At 54.2% G+C, this 14629-nt stretch carries 15 protein-coding genes; 11 read left to right on the top strand and 4 right to left on the bottom strand.

Features of this window, described 5'->3' with window-relative positions; all coding sequences use genetic code 11:
• Positions 1-173: 173 nt before the first annotated feature.
• Together I6L32_RS02440 and I6L32_RS02435 are read right to left on the bottom strand one after the other, a co-directional pair.
• Positions 174-866 (bottom strand): transmembrane anchor protein, encoded by a 693-nt coding sequence (locus tag I6L32_RS02440; RefSeq protein ID WP_216944629.1) that lies wholly within the window; start codon positions 864-866, stop codon positions 174-176.
• Positions 867-877: 11 nt separating this feature from the next.
• Positions 878-1534, bottom strand: coding sequence for a HupE/UreJ family protein (locus I6L32_RS02435; protein ID WP_302056395.1), 657 nt, complete (start codon positions 1532-1534; stop codon positions 878-880).
• Between the two features lie 592 nt (positions 1535-2126).
• Here I6L32_RS02435 and I6L32_RS02430 point away from each other — a divergent pair.
• The 3 genes from I6L32_RS02430 to I6L32_RS02420 are packed head-to-tail and all read left to right on the top strand — an operon-like array spanning position 2127 to position 3959.
• On the top strand, positions 2127-2414 hold the full coding sequence (locus I6L32_RS02430; RefSeq protein ID WP_216944627.1) for a metal-sensing transcriptional repressor: 288 nt from the start codon (positions 2127-2129) through the stop codon (positions 2412-2414).
• 8 nt (positions 2415-2422) lie between these two features.
• Entirely contained in the window at positions 2423-3574 is a 1152-nt protein-coding gene (locus I6L32_RS02425) for a nickel/cobalt efflux protein RcnA (protein ID WP_216944626.1), read from the top strand.
• A 10-nt stretch (positions 3575-3584) separates the two neighbouring features.
• On the top strand, positions 3585-3959 hold the full coding sequence (locus I6L32_RS02420) for a hypothetical protein (protein WP_216944625.1): 375 nt from the start codon (positions 3585-3587) through the stop codon (positions 3957-3959).
• Between the two features lie 5 nt (positions 3960-3964).
• Here I6L32_RS02420 and chrA read toward each other — a convergent pair whose 3' ends face one another.
• Entirely contained in the window at positions 3965-5335 is a 1371-nt protein-coding gene (chrA, locus tag I6L32_RS02415; protein ID WP_216944624.1) for a chromate efflux transporter, read from the bottom strand.
• On the bottom strand, positions 5328-6269 hold the full coding sequence (locus I6L32_RS02410; RefSeq protein ID WP_216944623.1) for a chromate resistance protein ChrB domain-containing protein: 942 nt from the start codon (positions 6267-6269) through the stop codon (positions 5328-5330). Before I6L32_RS02410 ends, chrA begins: the two co-directional genes overlap by 8 nt.
• Before the next feature lie 435 nt (positions 6270-6704).
• Here I6L32_RS02410 and I6L32_RS23620 point away from each other — a divergent pair, with 435 nt between their 5' ends.
• From I6L32_RS23620 to I6L32_RS02370, 8 genes are all read left to right on the top strand, one after another.
• Positions 6705-6923 (top strand): Com family DNA-binding transcriptional regulator, encoded by a 219-nt coding sequence (locus tag I6L32_RS23620; protein ID WP_216944622.1) that lies wholly within the window; start codon positions 6705-6707, stop codon positions 6921-6923.
• A complete protein-coding gene (locus I6L32_RS02400) occupies positions 6835-7896 on the top strand; it encodes a site-specific DNA-methyltransferase (RefSeq protein WP_216944621.1) in 1062 nt (353 codons plus the stop codon). Before I6L32_RS23620 ends, I6L32_RS02400 begins: the two co-directional genes overlap by 89 nt.
• A 202-nt stretch (positions 7897-8098) precedes the next feature.
• Positions 8099-9094 (top strand): AAA family ATPase, encoded by a 996-nt coding sequence (locus I6L32_RS02395; RefSeq protein ID WP_216944620.1) that lies wholly within the window; start codon positions 8099-8101, stop codon positions 9092-9094.
• 15 nt (positions 9095-9109) lie between these two features.
• On the top strand, positions 9110-11611 hold the full coding sequence (locus tag I6L32_RS02390; protein ID WP_254203871.1) for a S8 family peptidase: 2502 nt from the start codon (positions 9110-9112) through the stop codon (positions 11609-11611).
• 386 nt (positions 11612-11997) lie between these two features.
• Positions 11998-12978: an IS5-like element IS5 family transposase gene (locus I6L32_RS02385; RefSeq protein ID WP_000019402.1), complete on the top strand. Its 981-nt coding sequence runs from the start codon at positions 11998-12000 to the stop codon at positions 12976-12978.
• A 268-nt stretch (positions 12979-13246) separates the two neighbouring features.
• Positions 13247-13576: a phage holin, lambda family gene (locus I6L32_RS02380; protein ID WP_232038119.1), complete on the top strand. Its 330-nt coding sequence runs from the start codon at positions 13247-13249 to the stop codon at positions 13574-13576.
• The gene (locus I6L32_RS02375; protein WP_216944619.1) at positions 13563-14081 is read left to right on the top strand and encodes a lysozyme; all 519 of its coding nucleotides are present in this window, start codon (positions 13563-13565) and stop codon (positions 14079-14081) included. The genes I6L32_RS02380 and I6L32_RS02375 overlap by 14 nt, the downstream gene beginning before the upstream one ends.
• The gene (locus tag I6L32_RS02370; RefSeq protein ID WP_216944618.1) at positions 14078-14596 is read left to right on the top strand and encodes a DUF2514 family protein; all 519 of its coding nucleotides are present in this window, start codon (positions 14078-14080) and stop codon (positions 14594-14596) included. Before I6L32_RS02375 ends, I6L32_RS02370 begins: the two co-directional genes overlap by 4 nt.
• Positions 14597-14629: the final 33 nt, after the last annotated feature.

Here is a 14629-nt window from a genome sequence, read left to right as displayed (position 1 = left end):
TGGCCTTTAAGCGTAACAGCCCACGCCCCCAGGGTTTGACGGACCTTGAAGGTTCTAGCCGGGAGCGGGGTACGTGATTCTGACGAGGCCACCATGTTGTTTGCTACGTAACATGGTGGCCCTTTTAGTCATTGATTGTCAGCACGCCCATTTCGCTATGGGCGTGATTGGGGTCAGATCACGCGCTTGATGCTGGCGTAGTCACCTTGGGTACGCAGGGTAACCGTGACTGGTTTATCGGTGCGGTTACGCCAGAACCAGCCATGCTTGCCATCAAATGCGGCCTCCAGCACACCCGACTCTTCCGGTGTGGCGCGGCCCTTGCCGTAGCCGTGGTAGAACCCCTTCGGTGCGTTGATGGGGTCACCATGGGTGTCGTAGTTCACCACGCCGCCGTTGGCCGTCCAGAGGAAGTTCACCTTCGCCCCTTGCTTCATTTCCAGCTTCACTTCAGCACCCTGGTTGGGCTTGAGGGTGATGCTCATCTCATGTTGCTGGCCAGAGGCCTGAGGTGCTGCCGCTGTTTGTGGGGCCGGGGCCGGCACAGCTTTCGCGGGGGCCGGTTGGACCGATACCACTGTTGGAGCAGGGGCTGTCGTAGGGGAGGAGATCACCGCTGCAGTCATAGCGGCGCTTTGAGCCGCGGCTTCATCAGCACGGGCTTCTTCCGCCAGCTGTAACTTGACTTCTCCCATCTGGGTCAAGCCGAGTGCGCGGCCGACACCGGTTGGGTCGACGGCGTATTCCGACGGCATGACGACGGTGACCAACAACACGGCTGCAGTGATCATGGCGAGCACTGTTGAGCGCAGCAGTTGAGCGGATGTCGGGAGGTCATTGAAGGTCGGGACATTGGTATTGAACATGATTGAAATCCTTACTGAGAAATGATGAGACCGGTGATCTGATAGCCCATGAGCAGAAAGCCTGCGCTCATCATGGCTACGTTGGCGGTATAGGCGTGGCGCCAGAAGCTGTTCGTGCGCCGCCAGTAACCCATCACTATGAGAATGGTGCCGAGGGCCAAGAGTTGGCCGAGTTCAACGCCGACATTGAAGGCGATCAGGTTGGGGATAAGACCGTCAGGAGAGATCTCGAAATCCTGGATCTTGGTGGCCAGGCCGAAGCCGTGCAGCAGGCCGAATATCAAGGTGGCTGCGCGAGTATCCGGTTGGTGGCCAAACCAGCGTTGGAAAGCACCGAGGTTATCGAGCGCCTTGTAGACCACCGAGAAACCGATGATCGCGTCGATGACGTAGGAGCTGATGCTGATGTTGCTCAATACCCCGAGCAGCAGGGTAACCGAGTGACCGACGGCGAAGAGGGTGACATAGAGCCCAACATCCTTCATCCGGTAGAGGAAGAAGATGACGCCGAAGAGAAACAGCAGGTGGTCGTAGCCGGTGATCATGTGCTTGGCGCCCATGTAAATAAACGGCATTAACAGTACGCCAGTACTTTCCTGGATATAGCCCTTGTCACCTTCTGGCACGCCATGGGCGAGTGCATCCGGTGCGATGGCCCACAGCACCATGACTGCGAGTAGAAGGAAAAACGATTGGCGCAGACGCGCAAGCAGCGTGTCTGCTCCGCTCAACGTGAGCGAGTGCATAGAAATACTCCTGGTTCAAAAGGTCTGGAGCCGCAATGCGGCAGGTGTCAGAACTAGATCCAGAAACGGGGTGGGCGTTCGATCCGAGACACCGGGCCATTGGGCAGCACCGAGTCGGGATACAGAACGGGAGCAATGCGCTCAGGCTGGAAAGTCAGTACGAGCTGGGCACTCGGGTGCGGGGGCTCATGTACGTGGTCAGCAATGAAAGAGGTATGGAAGTGACCCGCGAATAACTGGGCAGCACCGGGATCCGGCGTCGCTTCGTCGTCATGGGAGTGAGAGTGCTCTGCACTGCTAGAGGTGTGCTGGTTGGTGGGGGTGAACAACGCGGACGTGTGCCCGACCCAGGCCATCAACATGGTCAGGAGCAGTGCGAATACAACGTTGTTGATGACAGATCTGCTGAACATTCTGAACTACCAGCACACACCAATTAGGGATTTATTGATTTGACTGTATCCCCCAGGGGGGGATACGATTCTGGCTCGGATATTAACCTGAGCACTGAGTAATGAGCAAGCACGAACATGGCCACCACCATCAAAGTCATGCCGCAGTCAGTAAGAGATTGAAGCGAGCAGAAGGGCACCTGCGCAGCATTCTCACCATGATTGAAGAGGGTCGTACCTGTGTGGATATCGCCCAGCAACTTCACGCCGTGGAAAAAGCCGTGTGCCAGGCCAAACGCACCCTGATCCAGGATCACATCGATCATTGCTTGGAGCATGCCGTCGAGGGGCTCACCGGCGGCGATCACGATGCGCTGGAAGAATTCAAACAAATCACCAAATACCTCTGAGGCTTGTCATGACTAACTTCGCCGAGTTGTTGCAGCAGGGGCCAGCACATGCCTGGCTCTATTTCCCGAGCGCCATCCTCTTGGGGGCGCTCCATGGTCTGGAACCAGGCCATTCAAAAACGATGATGGCGGCTTTCATCGTCGCGGTGCGTGGCACCGTGAAACAGGCGATCTTATTGGGCCTGGCGGCCACGCTCTCTCACACCGCCGTGGTCTGGTTGATCGCGCTGGGCGGTATGTATTTGGGCCAGGGTCTGGATGCGGAGACGACCGAGCCTTATTTCCAGCTCGCCTCGGCAGTCATCATCGTCTCCATTGCTCTGTGGATGCTGTGGCGGACCTGGCGTGGTGAACAGATGTGGCGCTTCGAGCAAGGCGATGATCATCACCATGATCACGGCCACCATCACGATCACGATGAGCATTACCATGATGAGACCCGGCGCATCGATACCGGCCATGGTCGGGTTGAGCTGTCGATCTTTGAGGAAGGGGTCCCGCCACGCTGGCGTTTGCAGGCCTTGGCGGGTCATGCATGGGCTGCGGAAGATGTTGTACTGAGAACCTCCCGCTCTGATGGAAAGACTCAAGATTTCACCTTCGTACAACGCGAAGGCTATTTGGAATCAGCCAATGAGATCCCAGAGCCTCATGAATTCGATGTGAGGTTGAGCCTGGGCCATGGCAATCACTCCCATGACTATGATCTGGAGTTTCACGAGCATGGTCATGACCACGCCCATGCGGAGCTGGAAGGCTTGGAGCTCTCAGTCGAAGGGTATCAGGATGCCCATGAGCGTGCCCATGCCAATGACATTCGCCGGCGCTTCGCTAACCAGAACGTAACGACAGGACAGATCATCCTGTTTGGTCTGACCGGAGGTTTGATACCTTGCCCAGCAGCGATCACCGTGTTGCTGCTCTGCTTGCAGGTGAAAGAGGTGTCCCTCGGTGCCGTGCTGGTGTTGTGCTTCAGCATCGGGTTGGCATTGACCCTGGTGACTGTTGGCGCCGCGGCGGCCATCGGTGCCCGGCAGGCTTCCAACCGTTGGCCCTGGCTGGGAACGGTGGCGCGCCGAGCCCCTTACTTGTCCAGTCTGCTGATCATCGGTGTGGGGATCTACGTCGGTATGCATGGCTGGATGGGCTTAAGCGCGTAAGCTGTTTGGCATGAAGAAATGTCTTCGAACTGTGAGTCGGCTGCGTGGAAACATCGCACTTTTTGGCGCGGTTGCATTGCTTGCCGTACTCACCGTTCGCCATGCCGAGACCGTTGGGCCCAAAAAAGATGTGCAGGTCAGCGTTCAGCGAGGGGATACACGGCTCTTTGTTGCGGTGGCAGGAATTGAGCAGGTTGCCCTTGGTATTCCTCTGGAACAGCAGGATGTTGCAAAGGCTCGCTGTGGCATTCGAAGCCTGAAGCTCACCAAGAATGCCGCCAGTCGAGAGCCTTCAACGGAAACTAGCCAATTGCAGCGCTATGCCAGTGAGTACAACCAGTTGATGCTGTCACACTGCCCCAAAAGCGCTATTGGAAAAGGCTGAGTATTTCAATAGACCCCTCCCAGCAAATGAACAATCAATCCCACCACAGCACAGCTAAACAGCACCTGGATCACACTGCGTTTGAAGTGGAACAGCGCAATCGCTGCCGCCAGGGCAATCAGTGCTGAAGGCCAATCAAAATGGCCGGCAAAGCCTTGTGGCCACAACACGTGATAGCTAAAGAACAGAGCCAGATTGAGGATCACACCGACCACTGCCGCGGTAATGGCCGTCAAAGGCGCGGTGAATTTGAGTTCGTTATGGGTCGATTCGACCAAAGGCCCCCCGGCGAGAATAAACAAGAAGGAGGGCAAGAAAGTGAACCAAGTAACCAGACTGGCAGCGACCGCCCCGGCCAAGAATAGTTGCTCTGCACCAAACACCTGTTGCACATAAGCGCCAACAAAGCCTACGAACGCGACCACCATGATGAGTGGCCCTGGAGTCGTTTCGCCCAATGCCAGACCGTCGATCATCTGGGTAGGGGTTAACCACCCATAGTGGCTGACTGCCCCCTGATACACATAGGGTAAAACAGCATAGGCGCCACCGAAGGTCAGCAATGCGGCTTTGGTGAAAAACCACCCCATCTGAGTAAAGGTCCCATTCCAGCCGAACAGTAAGACCAAGATGCTCATGGGAAGCACCCAGAGCATGGTGCCGGCCATCACCAATAACGCCAGGCGTGACCAGCGAAAAGATGCGTGCTCCGGTGTCGGGGTGTCATCGTCAATCAGGGCACGGCCATAAGATTGCTGTTTTGCATTATGGCCACCTCCCGTGACGAATCTGTCGGGGGCGAAACGCCCTCCCAGATAACCGAGGACAGCGGCACTCAGAACGATCAGTGGGAATGGAATGTTGAGCGCGAAGATAGCGACGAACGCCGCGGCTGCAATTGCCCACAACCAGCTGTTTTTCAAGGCTCGAGAACCGATACGGTGTGCTGCTTGCATGACGATTGCTGTGACGGCTGGTTTGATGCCATAGAAGAGCCCTGCAACCACGGGCATCTCGCCAAATGCAATGTAGAGCCATGACAGCATGATCAAGATGAATAGGGAAGGCAGTACAAACAGTGCCCCAGCAATGATCCCTCCCCAGGTGCGATGCATTAACCAACCAATGTAGGTGGCAAGCTGTTGGGCTTCAGGGCCGGGCAACAACATGCAGTAATTGAGCGCATGCAGGAATCGTTTCTCGGAGATCCAACGACGACGTTCAACCAACTCTTGGTGCATGATCGATATTTGCCCCGCGGGGCCGCCGAAACTGATAAACCCGAGTTTTAACCAGAACCAAAATGCTTCGCGCAGACCAACGGGTGGGACATCTTGGCCATCAGTATCTATCAGGTGTGGGGGCAATTTATCCATGAGGATTCTCTTCTATGAATGCAGCCAAAAGTCCATCGAAGATGGCGCTGGCAGCGGCCAGTAAGTGGTCATCGTTCGGGATCGTTTCACGCAGGCCTGCCAATACTCGCTCTATCCCTGCCGCCTCGATTGGCTGCGTTCCACCGACATCGAGGTAATGCACCTGTGCGGCTAGACGCCCCAACCCAGGTTTATTAATGGCAAAGCTGGCTTGCAGCGTTTCGAAGGTCACCAGATTGCCAATATGGCTGAATTGCGCTCCGTCGAAGTCAAACCCGATAGCATCGTCAGGGCAGTCGTCGGGGGCGTTCAACCACAGGATACGGGCCGAAGGATCGATAAAACGCAGAATGAGCCATGCACTTGCCAACCGATCAACCCAGGGGCGGCGGCGAGTGGCCCAGGTACGGCCCTGATAGTCACTGTGTTTGCACAACGTGATGGGCTGGTTGTCGCTAGTGGGCTCGTCAGCCGACAAGGCACGACTCGCCGCAGTCTCTAATCTCAGCAGGTCTGCCTCTGTTTGCTGTTTGGCGATATCGGGGAAGAAATCGATATCAGATAACTGCGCAAAACCCTTGCGCAGCTTTCGAATCTGCTTGGTGGTTGCTAAGGCATTTTCGGTAGTCAGTTGAGCGTGGCATTCCCCAATCTCACTCCGTAACTTGGTGTAATCCTCGTCACGGTTGAACAACGAGATGAAGCGTTGGCCGTCTGAATCATGAACTGGCAGCAAGTAAGCCGTACCGTTGAGAGCCAGGATGTCTCTCTCAACCTCTTGGAGTGCAGTCTTGCAATCAGGATTGTCCGGGAGTAAGTAAGCTCCATCGCGCAGCACAGCAGCGCCACTTGCCTTGAGAGCGCGCCAGGCGCGCATACGGGCAGTTGCGTTTGCAGTGGGTAAACCAATAATGAGTACTAGCCAGTTATTCATAGAGACAGCTACATATAAAGTAGAGTTATCTACACTATAGAGGTTCTCGAAATTAGGAAAGCAGAATGTTTCCGATCAGTTAACACATGGTGTGCTGCGGGGGGGGGAGTTGGTATCGGCATCAAAGCTGCGTTACAAATGAAACCACTGAGGATGGATTGAGGGGTGTTTACTCACCCTGCAATTTTGTGTAGGCTGGATTCACATGGTGGAAGACTGTACCCGAAAGGGTACGGTCTTTTTTCATTGGTTCAAATTAAAGCCCGCACAGCAATGTGGCGGGCTTTTTTGTTGCCTGAGAGATAGTGGCGACCTGGTGGTGCTTGCAACGCCACCAGGCCACCTAGCCACATGCACAAGGTCACGGGCTGAGCCAAGGCCACTATTGCTCTGCAGAGCAGGGTGAGCCTATCACGCTTAAGGACCCCAGATCATATGTACGAATTACGATGCGGCCAGTGCGGCCGAAAATTGGCGAATTTTGTGGGACAGATCGACATTAAGTGTCCCCGATGCAAGGTCATCAACAATGCGAGTGCCTCTGAGCTCCTGCTAGGAGGTAGTGATGGAAAGACAATTACAGGACGGGTGGGTGCGGCTGGTGAATGCGGACTCGCTGGAGTTTATCAAGACGCTGCCGGCGGCAAGTGTTGATCTAATTGCGACGGACCCGCCCTATTTCGGAGTGAAGCAGGAGGCATGGGACAACCAGTGGGAGAATGGTGCCGAGTTCCTAGCCTGGCTCGATGCCTTCTTGGTGGAGTTCCGGCGGGTACTCAAGCCAAATGGTTCTGTGTACTTGTTCTGCTCACCGCGGATGAATGCGGATGTGGAGATGCTGATCCGGGATCGCTTCCGGGTGTTGAACCATATTGTGTGGGCCAAGCCATCAGGGGTATGGAACCGGATGCGAAAGGCCGATATGCGAGCGTTTTGGCCGGCGAGCGAGCGGATCATCTTTGCCGAGCAGGTAGGGGCAGATGGGAGTGCCAAGGCAGGGTCAGGTTATGCGAAGGCATGCCATGATCTGCGCCGTCAGGTTTTTGCGCCGCTGATCGAGTATTTCCGTCACGCCCGGGAGATGGCTGGTGTCAGTACTGCCGATATCAACCTGGTAACCGGCACCAAGATGGCCGGCCACTGGTTCGGCGCCAGCCAGTGGCAGTTGCCGAGCCGAGAGCAGTATACCCAGTTGCAGGTGCTGTTTGCCGAGCGGGGCAGGGCACTTGGGAAGGATTATGGCGGGCTGCAAGAGACCTATCAGGGGTTGCATCAGACCTATAGCCACTTGGTGGCATCCTATGATGAGTTGCGAGCGGAATATGAGCTGTTACGCCGACCGTTCTCTGTCACCCAGGATGTGCCGTTCACCGATGTGTGGTTGTACCCTTCGGTGCAGGCTTACCCTGGGAAACATCCATGTGAGAAGCCGCAGGCCATGATGGAACACATCATTCGGACCAGTAGTCATCCTGGTGATGTGGTGGCGGACTTCTTCATGGGGTCTGGTACTACCGGCAAAGCGGCGATCACGTTGGGGCGGCGGTTTATCGGGGTGGAGCTGGAGAGGCCGAGGTACCTGCAGACGTGTGCAGAGGTGGAGGCGCTGATAGGAGAGGGTAAATAGCGCTAAGGCTGCCTGCTGACAAGGGCGTGTCGGCAGGCAGCGTAATTATTGAATTCAGGCGGGAAAAGCGGCAGCTATTCTCAAAGCATCCGGAAAGCCTGCTACTAAATTGGGCAGCAAATCCAAGTATGTAACCTGATATTTTGGTCGTGATTATCCGTCTGGCAAGGTACAATAACCGCTTACCAAAGAGGAAAAAATCATGGCCAGTGCTGATCAACTGAAAGCGCTGCTTCAGTCACATCTGGAGGGCGACGATACTCGTTTTTACTCTGTCGCTATGCAGGTGGCTGCTCATGAAGCCAAGCGCGGCCATGGCAAACTGGCTGAGGATCTGCGTACACTAGTCGATCAAGCTAAGACCCGACGGACCGTAAGGCCTGATAACAGCGCTGTGCCGATCAGCAAGCCAAGAGGAGAGCTGGCCAACCTTCTATCCGTCAGTTACCCCAAATCCCGCATGGGCGACATGGTGCTGAATAGTGAGCTTACCCTGCAACTGGAGCGGGTCATTCGCGAGCAGCGTCACTCTGCAGAGATCCTGTCCCACGGTCTATCTCCTCGGCGCAAACTCCTGTTGGTCGGACCTCCCGGTACCGGCAAGACAATGACTGCATCGGTGCTGGCCGGTGAGCTGGGGCTCCCATTGTTCCAGGTTCGCCTTGATGGATTGATCACCAAGTTTATGGGCGAGACGGCCGCCAAGCTCAGGCAGATCTTTGAATCTACCCATCAGGTCAGAGGGGTGTATTTCTTTGATGAATTTGATGCCATTGGCTCTCAGCGTGGGCTAGCCAACGACGTTGGCGAAATTCGGCGCATTCTCAACAGCTTCTTGCAAATGATCGAACAAGATGACTCTCATAGCCTGATCATCGGTGCAACAAACCATCCGGACATTCTGGATAATGCCCTGTTTCGTCGCTTTGATGACCTGCTACATTACGAACTGCCGGACGAGGCAAACATAGCCAGTGTCCTTAAGTCTCGCTTATCGCGTATAGCTGTGAAAAACACCTCCTGGAAACGTTTGGCGGCTAAAGCATTTGGCCTGAGCTATGCGGAGTTGACTCGTGCATCTGACGAAGTGCTGAAAACAGCTCTTATTGAGCGTACTGAAAGTGTTTCCGAAAAGGATATTTCTCATGCACTGGAAGAACGCCGAAAGCTATCGAATCGGTTGAATAAGATAAGTTAACGATAAGGACATCGCATGCCGGTTAGGGCGCCTAATAACCACCCGCATTTTATTTTTCAAAATAATGCTCAAAGAGAAAGCTTCACGTCCCCCCCCACTGGTGGCAGTAGAAATAGGATACCTGACAGGGACAGGAATGCGCACGGTGGCGCACTGCTTGCGAAGCTCCAGCTACTCACACCAGTCTTAGCCGAAGCTGTAGAGCAGCAACGACAAGCCGGTATTGATGAAGGTATCGGCTTACAAATTGAATTTGAAAGCTTTCCTGATGTTGAGTTGGCTTTTGAGTCTCTTGCCCGAGAACGTTCAGGCATAGAACTTCGCAACGTTCGGCAAGACGGCGACCGAACCTTTGCTACAGTCTTTGTGCCAGATGGCAAACTCGAATTTTTTGAAAACCTGATAACTGCCTATCTGGATCAATCGAAAGACTCCCCCAGCGGTCCTAAAAACAGAGCTCTGCTAAACGCCATTTCAGAGATTAGAGCTGCAACCTTACAAGCTCTATGGACCGACTCCCTTGATTCAATGCCTACGGGAGACAATGAACACCTTTGGTGGGAGGTTTGGCTTCCGATACGAGGCGATCGCCAAAGAGTCGTGCATCAATTCAGGGATATGGCGACCGGGCTGAACTTCCGCATTGCTCCTGGGGTGTTATGTTTTCCTGAGCGCTCTGTATTGCTGGTCTATGGTTCCGTTGACCAGATGAAGCGTTCGATAACGACCTTAAACAGTATCGCCGAGCTTCGCCGCGCTAAGGAAACTGCTGAGTTCTTTGATTCCCTGTTGCCTAACGAACAACCAGAGTGGATTGATGAACTGATCGGCCGTTTAACAATTCCCGCAGAAGGGGCTGATGCACCCTATGTCTGTTTGTTTGATACGGGCGTCAACAATGGACACCCCTTGCTGCAACCTGCAATGGCGAATGCAGATAGACATAGTGTTGAACCCGCCTGGGGTGTTGATGATGCGGAAGGGCATGGTACGGAAATGGCGGGTCTAGCTCTGCTGGGGAATATGACGGATGTACTTTCTACGGGGGCCCCTGTATCAATTTCGCATCGTCTGGAATCCGTTAAGTTACTACCAGAAGATGGGGCCAACGGTGGTAATGCTATTCTGCACGGCTATTTGACATCCGAGGCTGTGGCTCGTCCTACAGTTACTGCGCCTTACCGTAAACGGGTTTTCAGTATGGCGGTTACCGCCAGAGACAATCGTGACCGTGGGCGCCCTTCTGCTTGGTCTTCAACAATCGACCGGCTTGCCTATGATACTGACGAGCAAGGTGCAACTCCAAAATTGTTTGTCTTATCAGCCGGCAATATCAATGACAATAACGCCTGGATGGAATACCCGCATAGCAATACCACAGATGGTATTCATGATCCTGCACAAGCATGGAATGCCTTGACTGTCGGAGCTATGACCCATCTAACAAGAATCACTGAAGCAGATGTACAAAACTATTCCCCAATTGCGGAAGTTGGTGGCTTAAGCCCCTTCAGCACAACTTCCCAAACATGGCAATCCCACTGGCCATTAAAACCAGATGTTGTTTTTGAGGGGGGCAATGCCGCTAAAGATGAGCTTTTTGCTACCTCATTACCTAGCTTGCGTTTGCTAACCACGCATGCGAGACCCACTGAACGTCTGTTAACTACAAGCAATGCGACCAGTGCAGCCTCTGCACTCTGTGCCAGAATGGCCGCGCAGTTAATGGCCAGGTATCCCGACTTATGGCCAGAAAGTATACGTGGATTGATAGTGCATTCAGCGCAGTGGACTGACGCCATGAAGCGTATGATCCTGCCTGCAAGAGGGGAGCCAACCAAGGCACAAATAACTGAATTGGTAAGGCATTGTGGGTTTGGTGAGCCAAGCCTTGAAAAAGCCATGTGGAGTGCGGATAACTCATTGACCATGATTTGTGAGGAGTTTTTACATCCATTTAAACGCGACAGGGGTAAAGAACCTCAGCTACGGGATATGAATCTACATCGTCTGCCATGGCCACTGGACGAGCTTGAAACGCTTGGCGAAACTCTAGTAGAAATGCGGGTCACCTTATCTTATTTCATTGAGCCCAACCCATCTGCTCGTGGAGTTACCTCACGTTATCGATATGAATCTCATGGCCTTCGTTTCGATGTAAAACGCCCTCTGGAAAGTGAGGCTGACTTCCGGGCAAGAATCAATGCCGCAGCTAGAGACGATGAAGAGCGTGTTAACAGGATCGACAATGACCCAAACTGGGTGATAGGCAAAAAGAGTCGGCATAAAGGTTCGTTACATGCAGACATCTGGAAGGGCAGTGCAGCAGAATTGGCTAGTCGTGGTGCCATTGCGGTTTACCCTTCGCAGGGTTGGTGGAAAACAAGGCCCAAACTCGAACGGTACAATCAGCGTATCAGGTATTCGCTGGTGGTTTCTATCAATGTGCCTGACGTCGATGTGGATTTGTATACCCCAATTGCCAACCAGATTGGTGTTCCGGTTGTGATCGAATAATTGAATCGAGTGGTTTGATATCATAATTAGGGAAGGTATGAACAAGTGGGTCACAACTTCCCTAAATCCTCTGCCATCGTGCCATACGACTTTACTAGGACCACTGGTTTACCATTTGAGAAATTATTACACCGTGAGCGTTAAAATTTCGTATTTTTAAACTGCAGTTTAGCTGTCATCATGAATACGTTGCAGGCATCTCAATATCGGTCTGAAAAATATCCCCTGTCGGGGCATATTTATAATAAGCCCCCTTCAATGGAGGGTGCTTTAAAATTAAACAATCTTACCCTTCACATCACCTGCAACTTTTGCTAAGGAAGGTGCGAACAAGTCCCTGATATGAGATCATGTTTGTCATCTGGAGCCATGAAAAAGGGTTCATCATGAGTCATCAGCTCACCTTCGCCGACAGTGAATTCAGCAGTAAGCGCCGTCAGACCAGAAAAGAGATTTTCTTGTCCCGCATGGAGCAGATCCTGCCATGGCAAAACATGGTGGAAGTCATCGAGCCGTTTTATCCCAAGGCTGGTAATGGCCGGCGACCTTATCCGCTGGAAACCATGCTCCGCATTCACTGCATGCAGCATTGGTACAACCTGAGCGATGGCGCGATGGAAGATGCTCTGTACGAAATCGCCTCCATGCGTCTGTTTGCCCGGTTATCCCTGGATAGCGCCTTGCCGGACCGCACCACCATCATGAATTTCCGCCACCTGCTGGAGCAGCATCAACTGGCCCGCCAATTGTTCAAGACCATCAATCGCTGGCTGGCCGAAGCAGGCGTCATGATGACTCAAGGCACCTTGGTCGATGCCACCATCATTGAGGCTCCCAGCTCGACCAAGAACAAAGAGCAGCAACGCGATCCGGAGATGCATCAGACCAAGAAAGGCAATCAGTGGCACTTTGGCATGAAGGCCCACATTGGTGTCGATGCCAAGAGTGGCCTGACCCACAGCCTAGTCACCACCGCGGCCAACGAGCATGACCTCAATCAGCTGGGTAATCTGCTGCATGGAGAGGAGCAATTTGTCTCAGCCGATGCCGGCTACCAAGGGGCGCCACAGCGCGAGGAGCTGGCCGAGGTGGATGTGGACTGGCTGATCGCCGAGCGCCCCGGCAAGGTAAGAACCTTGAAACAGCATCCACGCAAGAACAAAACGGCCATCAACATCGAATACATGAAAGCCAGCATCCGGGCCAAGGTGGAGCACCCATTTCGCATCATCAAGCGACAGTTCGGCTTCGTGAAAGCCAGATACAAGGGGTTGCTGAAAAACGATAACCAACTGGCGATGTTATTCACGCTGGCCAACCTGTTTCGGGCGGACCAAATGATACGTCAGTGGGAGAGATCTCACTAAAAACTGGGGATAACGCCTTAAATGGCGAAGAAACGGTCTAAATAGGCTGATTCAAGGCATTTACGGGAGAAAAAATCGGCTCAAACATGAAGAAATGAAATGACTGAGTCAGCCGAGAAGAATTTCCCCGCTTATTCGCACCTTCCCTAACGTAGTTTCCAATGATGGAGGACTGCACCCGAAAGGGTTCGGTCCTTTTTTCTTTCCCCTTCCAAACCTCGGCCTTGCCGGGGTTTTTTCATTTCAGAGGCCCTGCGGGGTGGTGGGTATGAAGATGCCTGATAAAGACCTTGGTCTGTTGGCCTGGCTGCTGGCGTGGGCCGATACCCACTGGCCAGCGCTGTATGGCTTCACTCTGTCTGTGGTGATCTCCTGGTTGCGGGTGACTTACACCGGCGGAGCCGTTCGGCAGCGTCTGCTTGAGTCGGTACTGTGTGGTGCCATCTCGCTGTCCGTTATGTCAGGGATGGACATGATTGGCATCCCAGCCACCGCTTCAGGCTTTGTCGGCGGGTTCATCGGCTTCCTTGGCGTTGAAAAGATCCGCGATGTAGCCAGCCGCTGGCTGGATCGGAGGTTTGGCAATGGTCAGGATTGAGCGAGTGTCGCCGCATTGCATCAGCGTCACGCACTACTTCGAGACCTGCAAGCTCAAGGCCTACCCAGACCCCGGCAGTAAGAATGGGGAACCCTGGACGATTGGTTGGGGCCACACCGGGCCGGAGGTAAAGCCTGGTTTGGTCTGGACACAAGCACAGGCAGATGCGGCATTCATTGAGGATCTACGCCGCTTTGAACGTGATGTGCTGTCGCTGGTCAAAGTGCCACTGACTCAAGGCCAGTTCGATGCTCTGGTGTCATTCGCCTACAACGTTGGCTCAGATATCGATGCCGACACCCTTGCCGAAGGATTGGGTGACTCCACGCTGTTGCGCAAGCTGAATGCCGGTGACCATGAAGGCGCAGCACGGGAGTTTCGCAAGTGGAACAAGAACGATGGCAAAGTGATGCGAGGTCTGAGCCGTCGGCGTGCAGCCGAAGAGTGTTTGTTCAGGGGGATGGATGGCGCTACAGCCATCAAGAAGGGAGTGGCTGCAGCATGAACCCAGAACTATTCCGCCGCGCCATACCCTACCTGCTGACTATCGCTACCGTACAGGGCTGCCTGTGGGGAGCCTATCGCCACGGGGTCAGTGTCACCGACACCGCTTGGGAATTGAAGTGGAACGCGCAGGCTAAGGAGCTGGTCGATGCCAAGGCTACCGCACTGGAGCTGGCGCGTGAGGAAGAGCGCCGTCGCCAAACCAGCATTGATGAGGTAAGACAACATGCCGAACAACAGATTGCCCGGGCTGAGGCTGACGCTGCTGCTGCCAGCGCTGTTGCTGCTGGGGTGCACGAGCAAGCCCGCAGATTGGCAGAGCGAGCAAATCAGTGCGCCAGCTATCCCGCGACTGCCCAGTCAGGCTCGACAGTCGGACAGCCCGCCGTGGTGCTCGCCGAACTGCTCAGCCGGGCTGATGCGCGAGCGGGAGAGTTGGCAGCAGCTTATGACCGAGCTCGAGCATCGGGCCTGGCCTGCGAAAGAGCCTACCTATCCCTGAGTGTGAAGCAGTAACCGAATCGCCGCACCGGGTCACTCTCCAATCAG

The organism is Aeromonas sp. FDAARGOS 1402 (assembly GCF_019046925.1).
GTDB classification, from domain to species: Bacteria; Pseudomonadota; Gammaproteobacteria; order Enterobacterales; family Aeromonadaceae; genus Aeromonas; species Aeromonas caviae.
The sequence above is the reverse complement of the archived record's forward strand: the minus strand, read 5'-3'. Positions and strand labels throughout refer to the sequence as shown.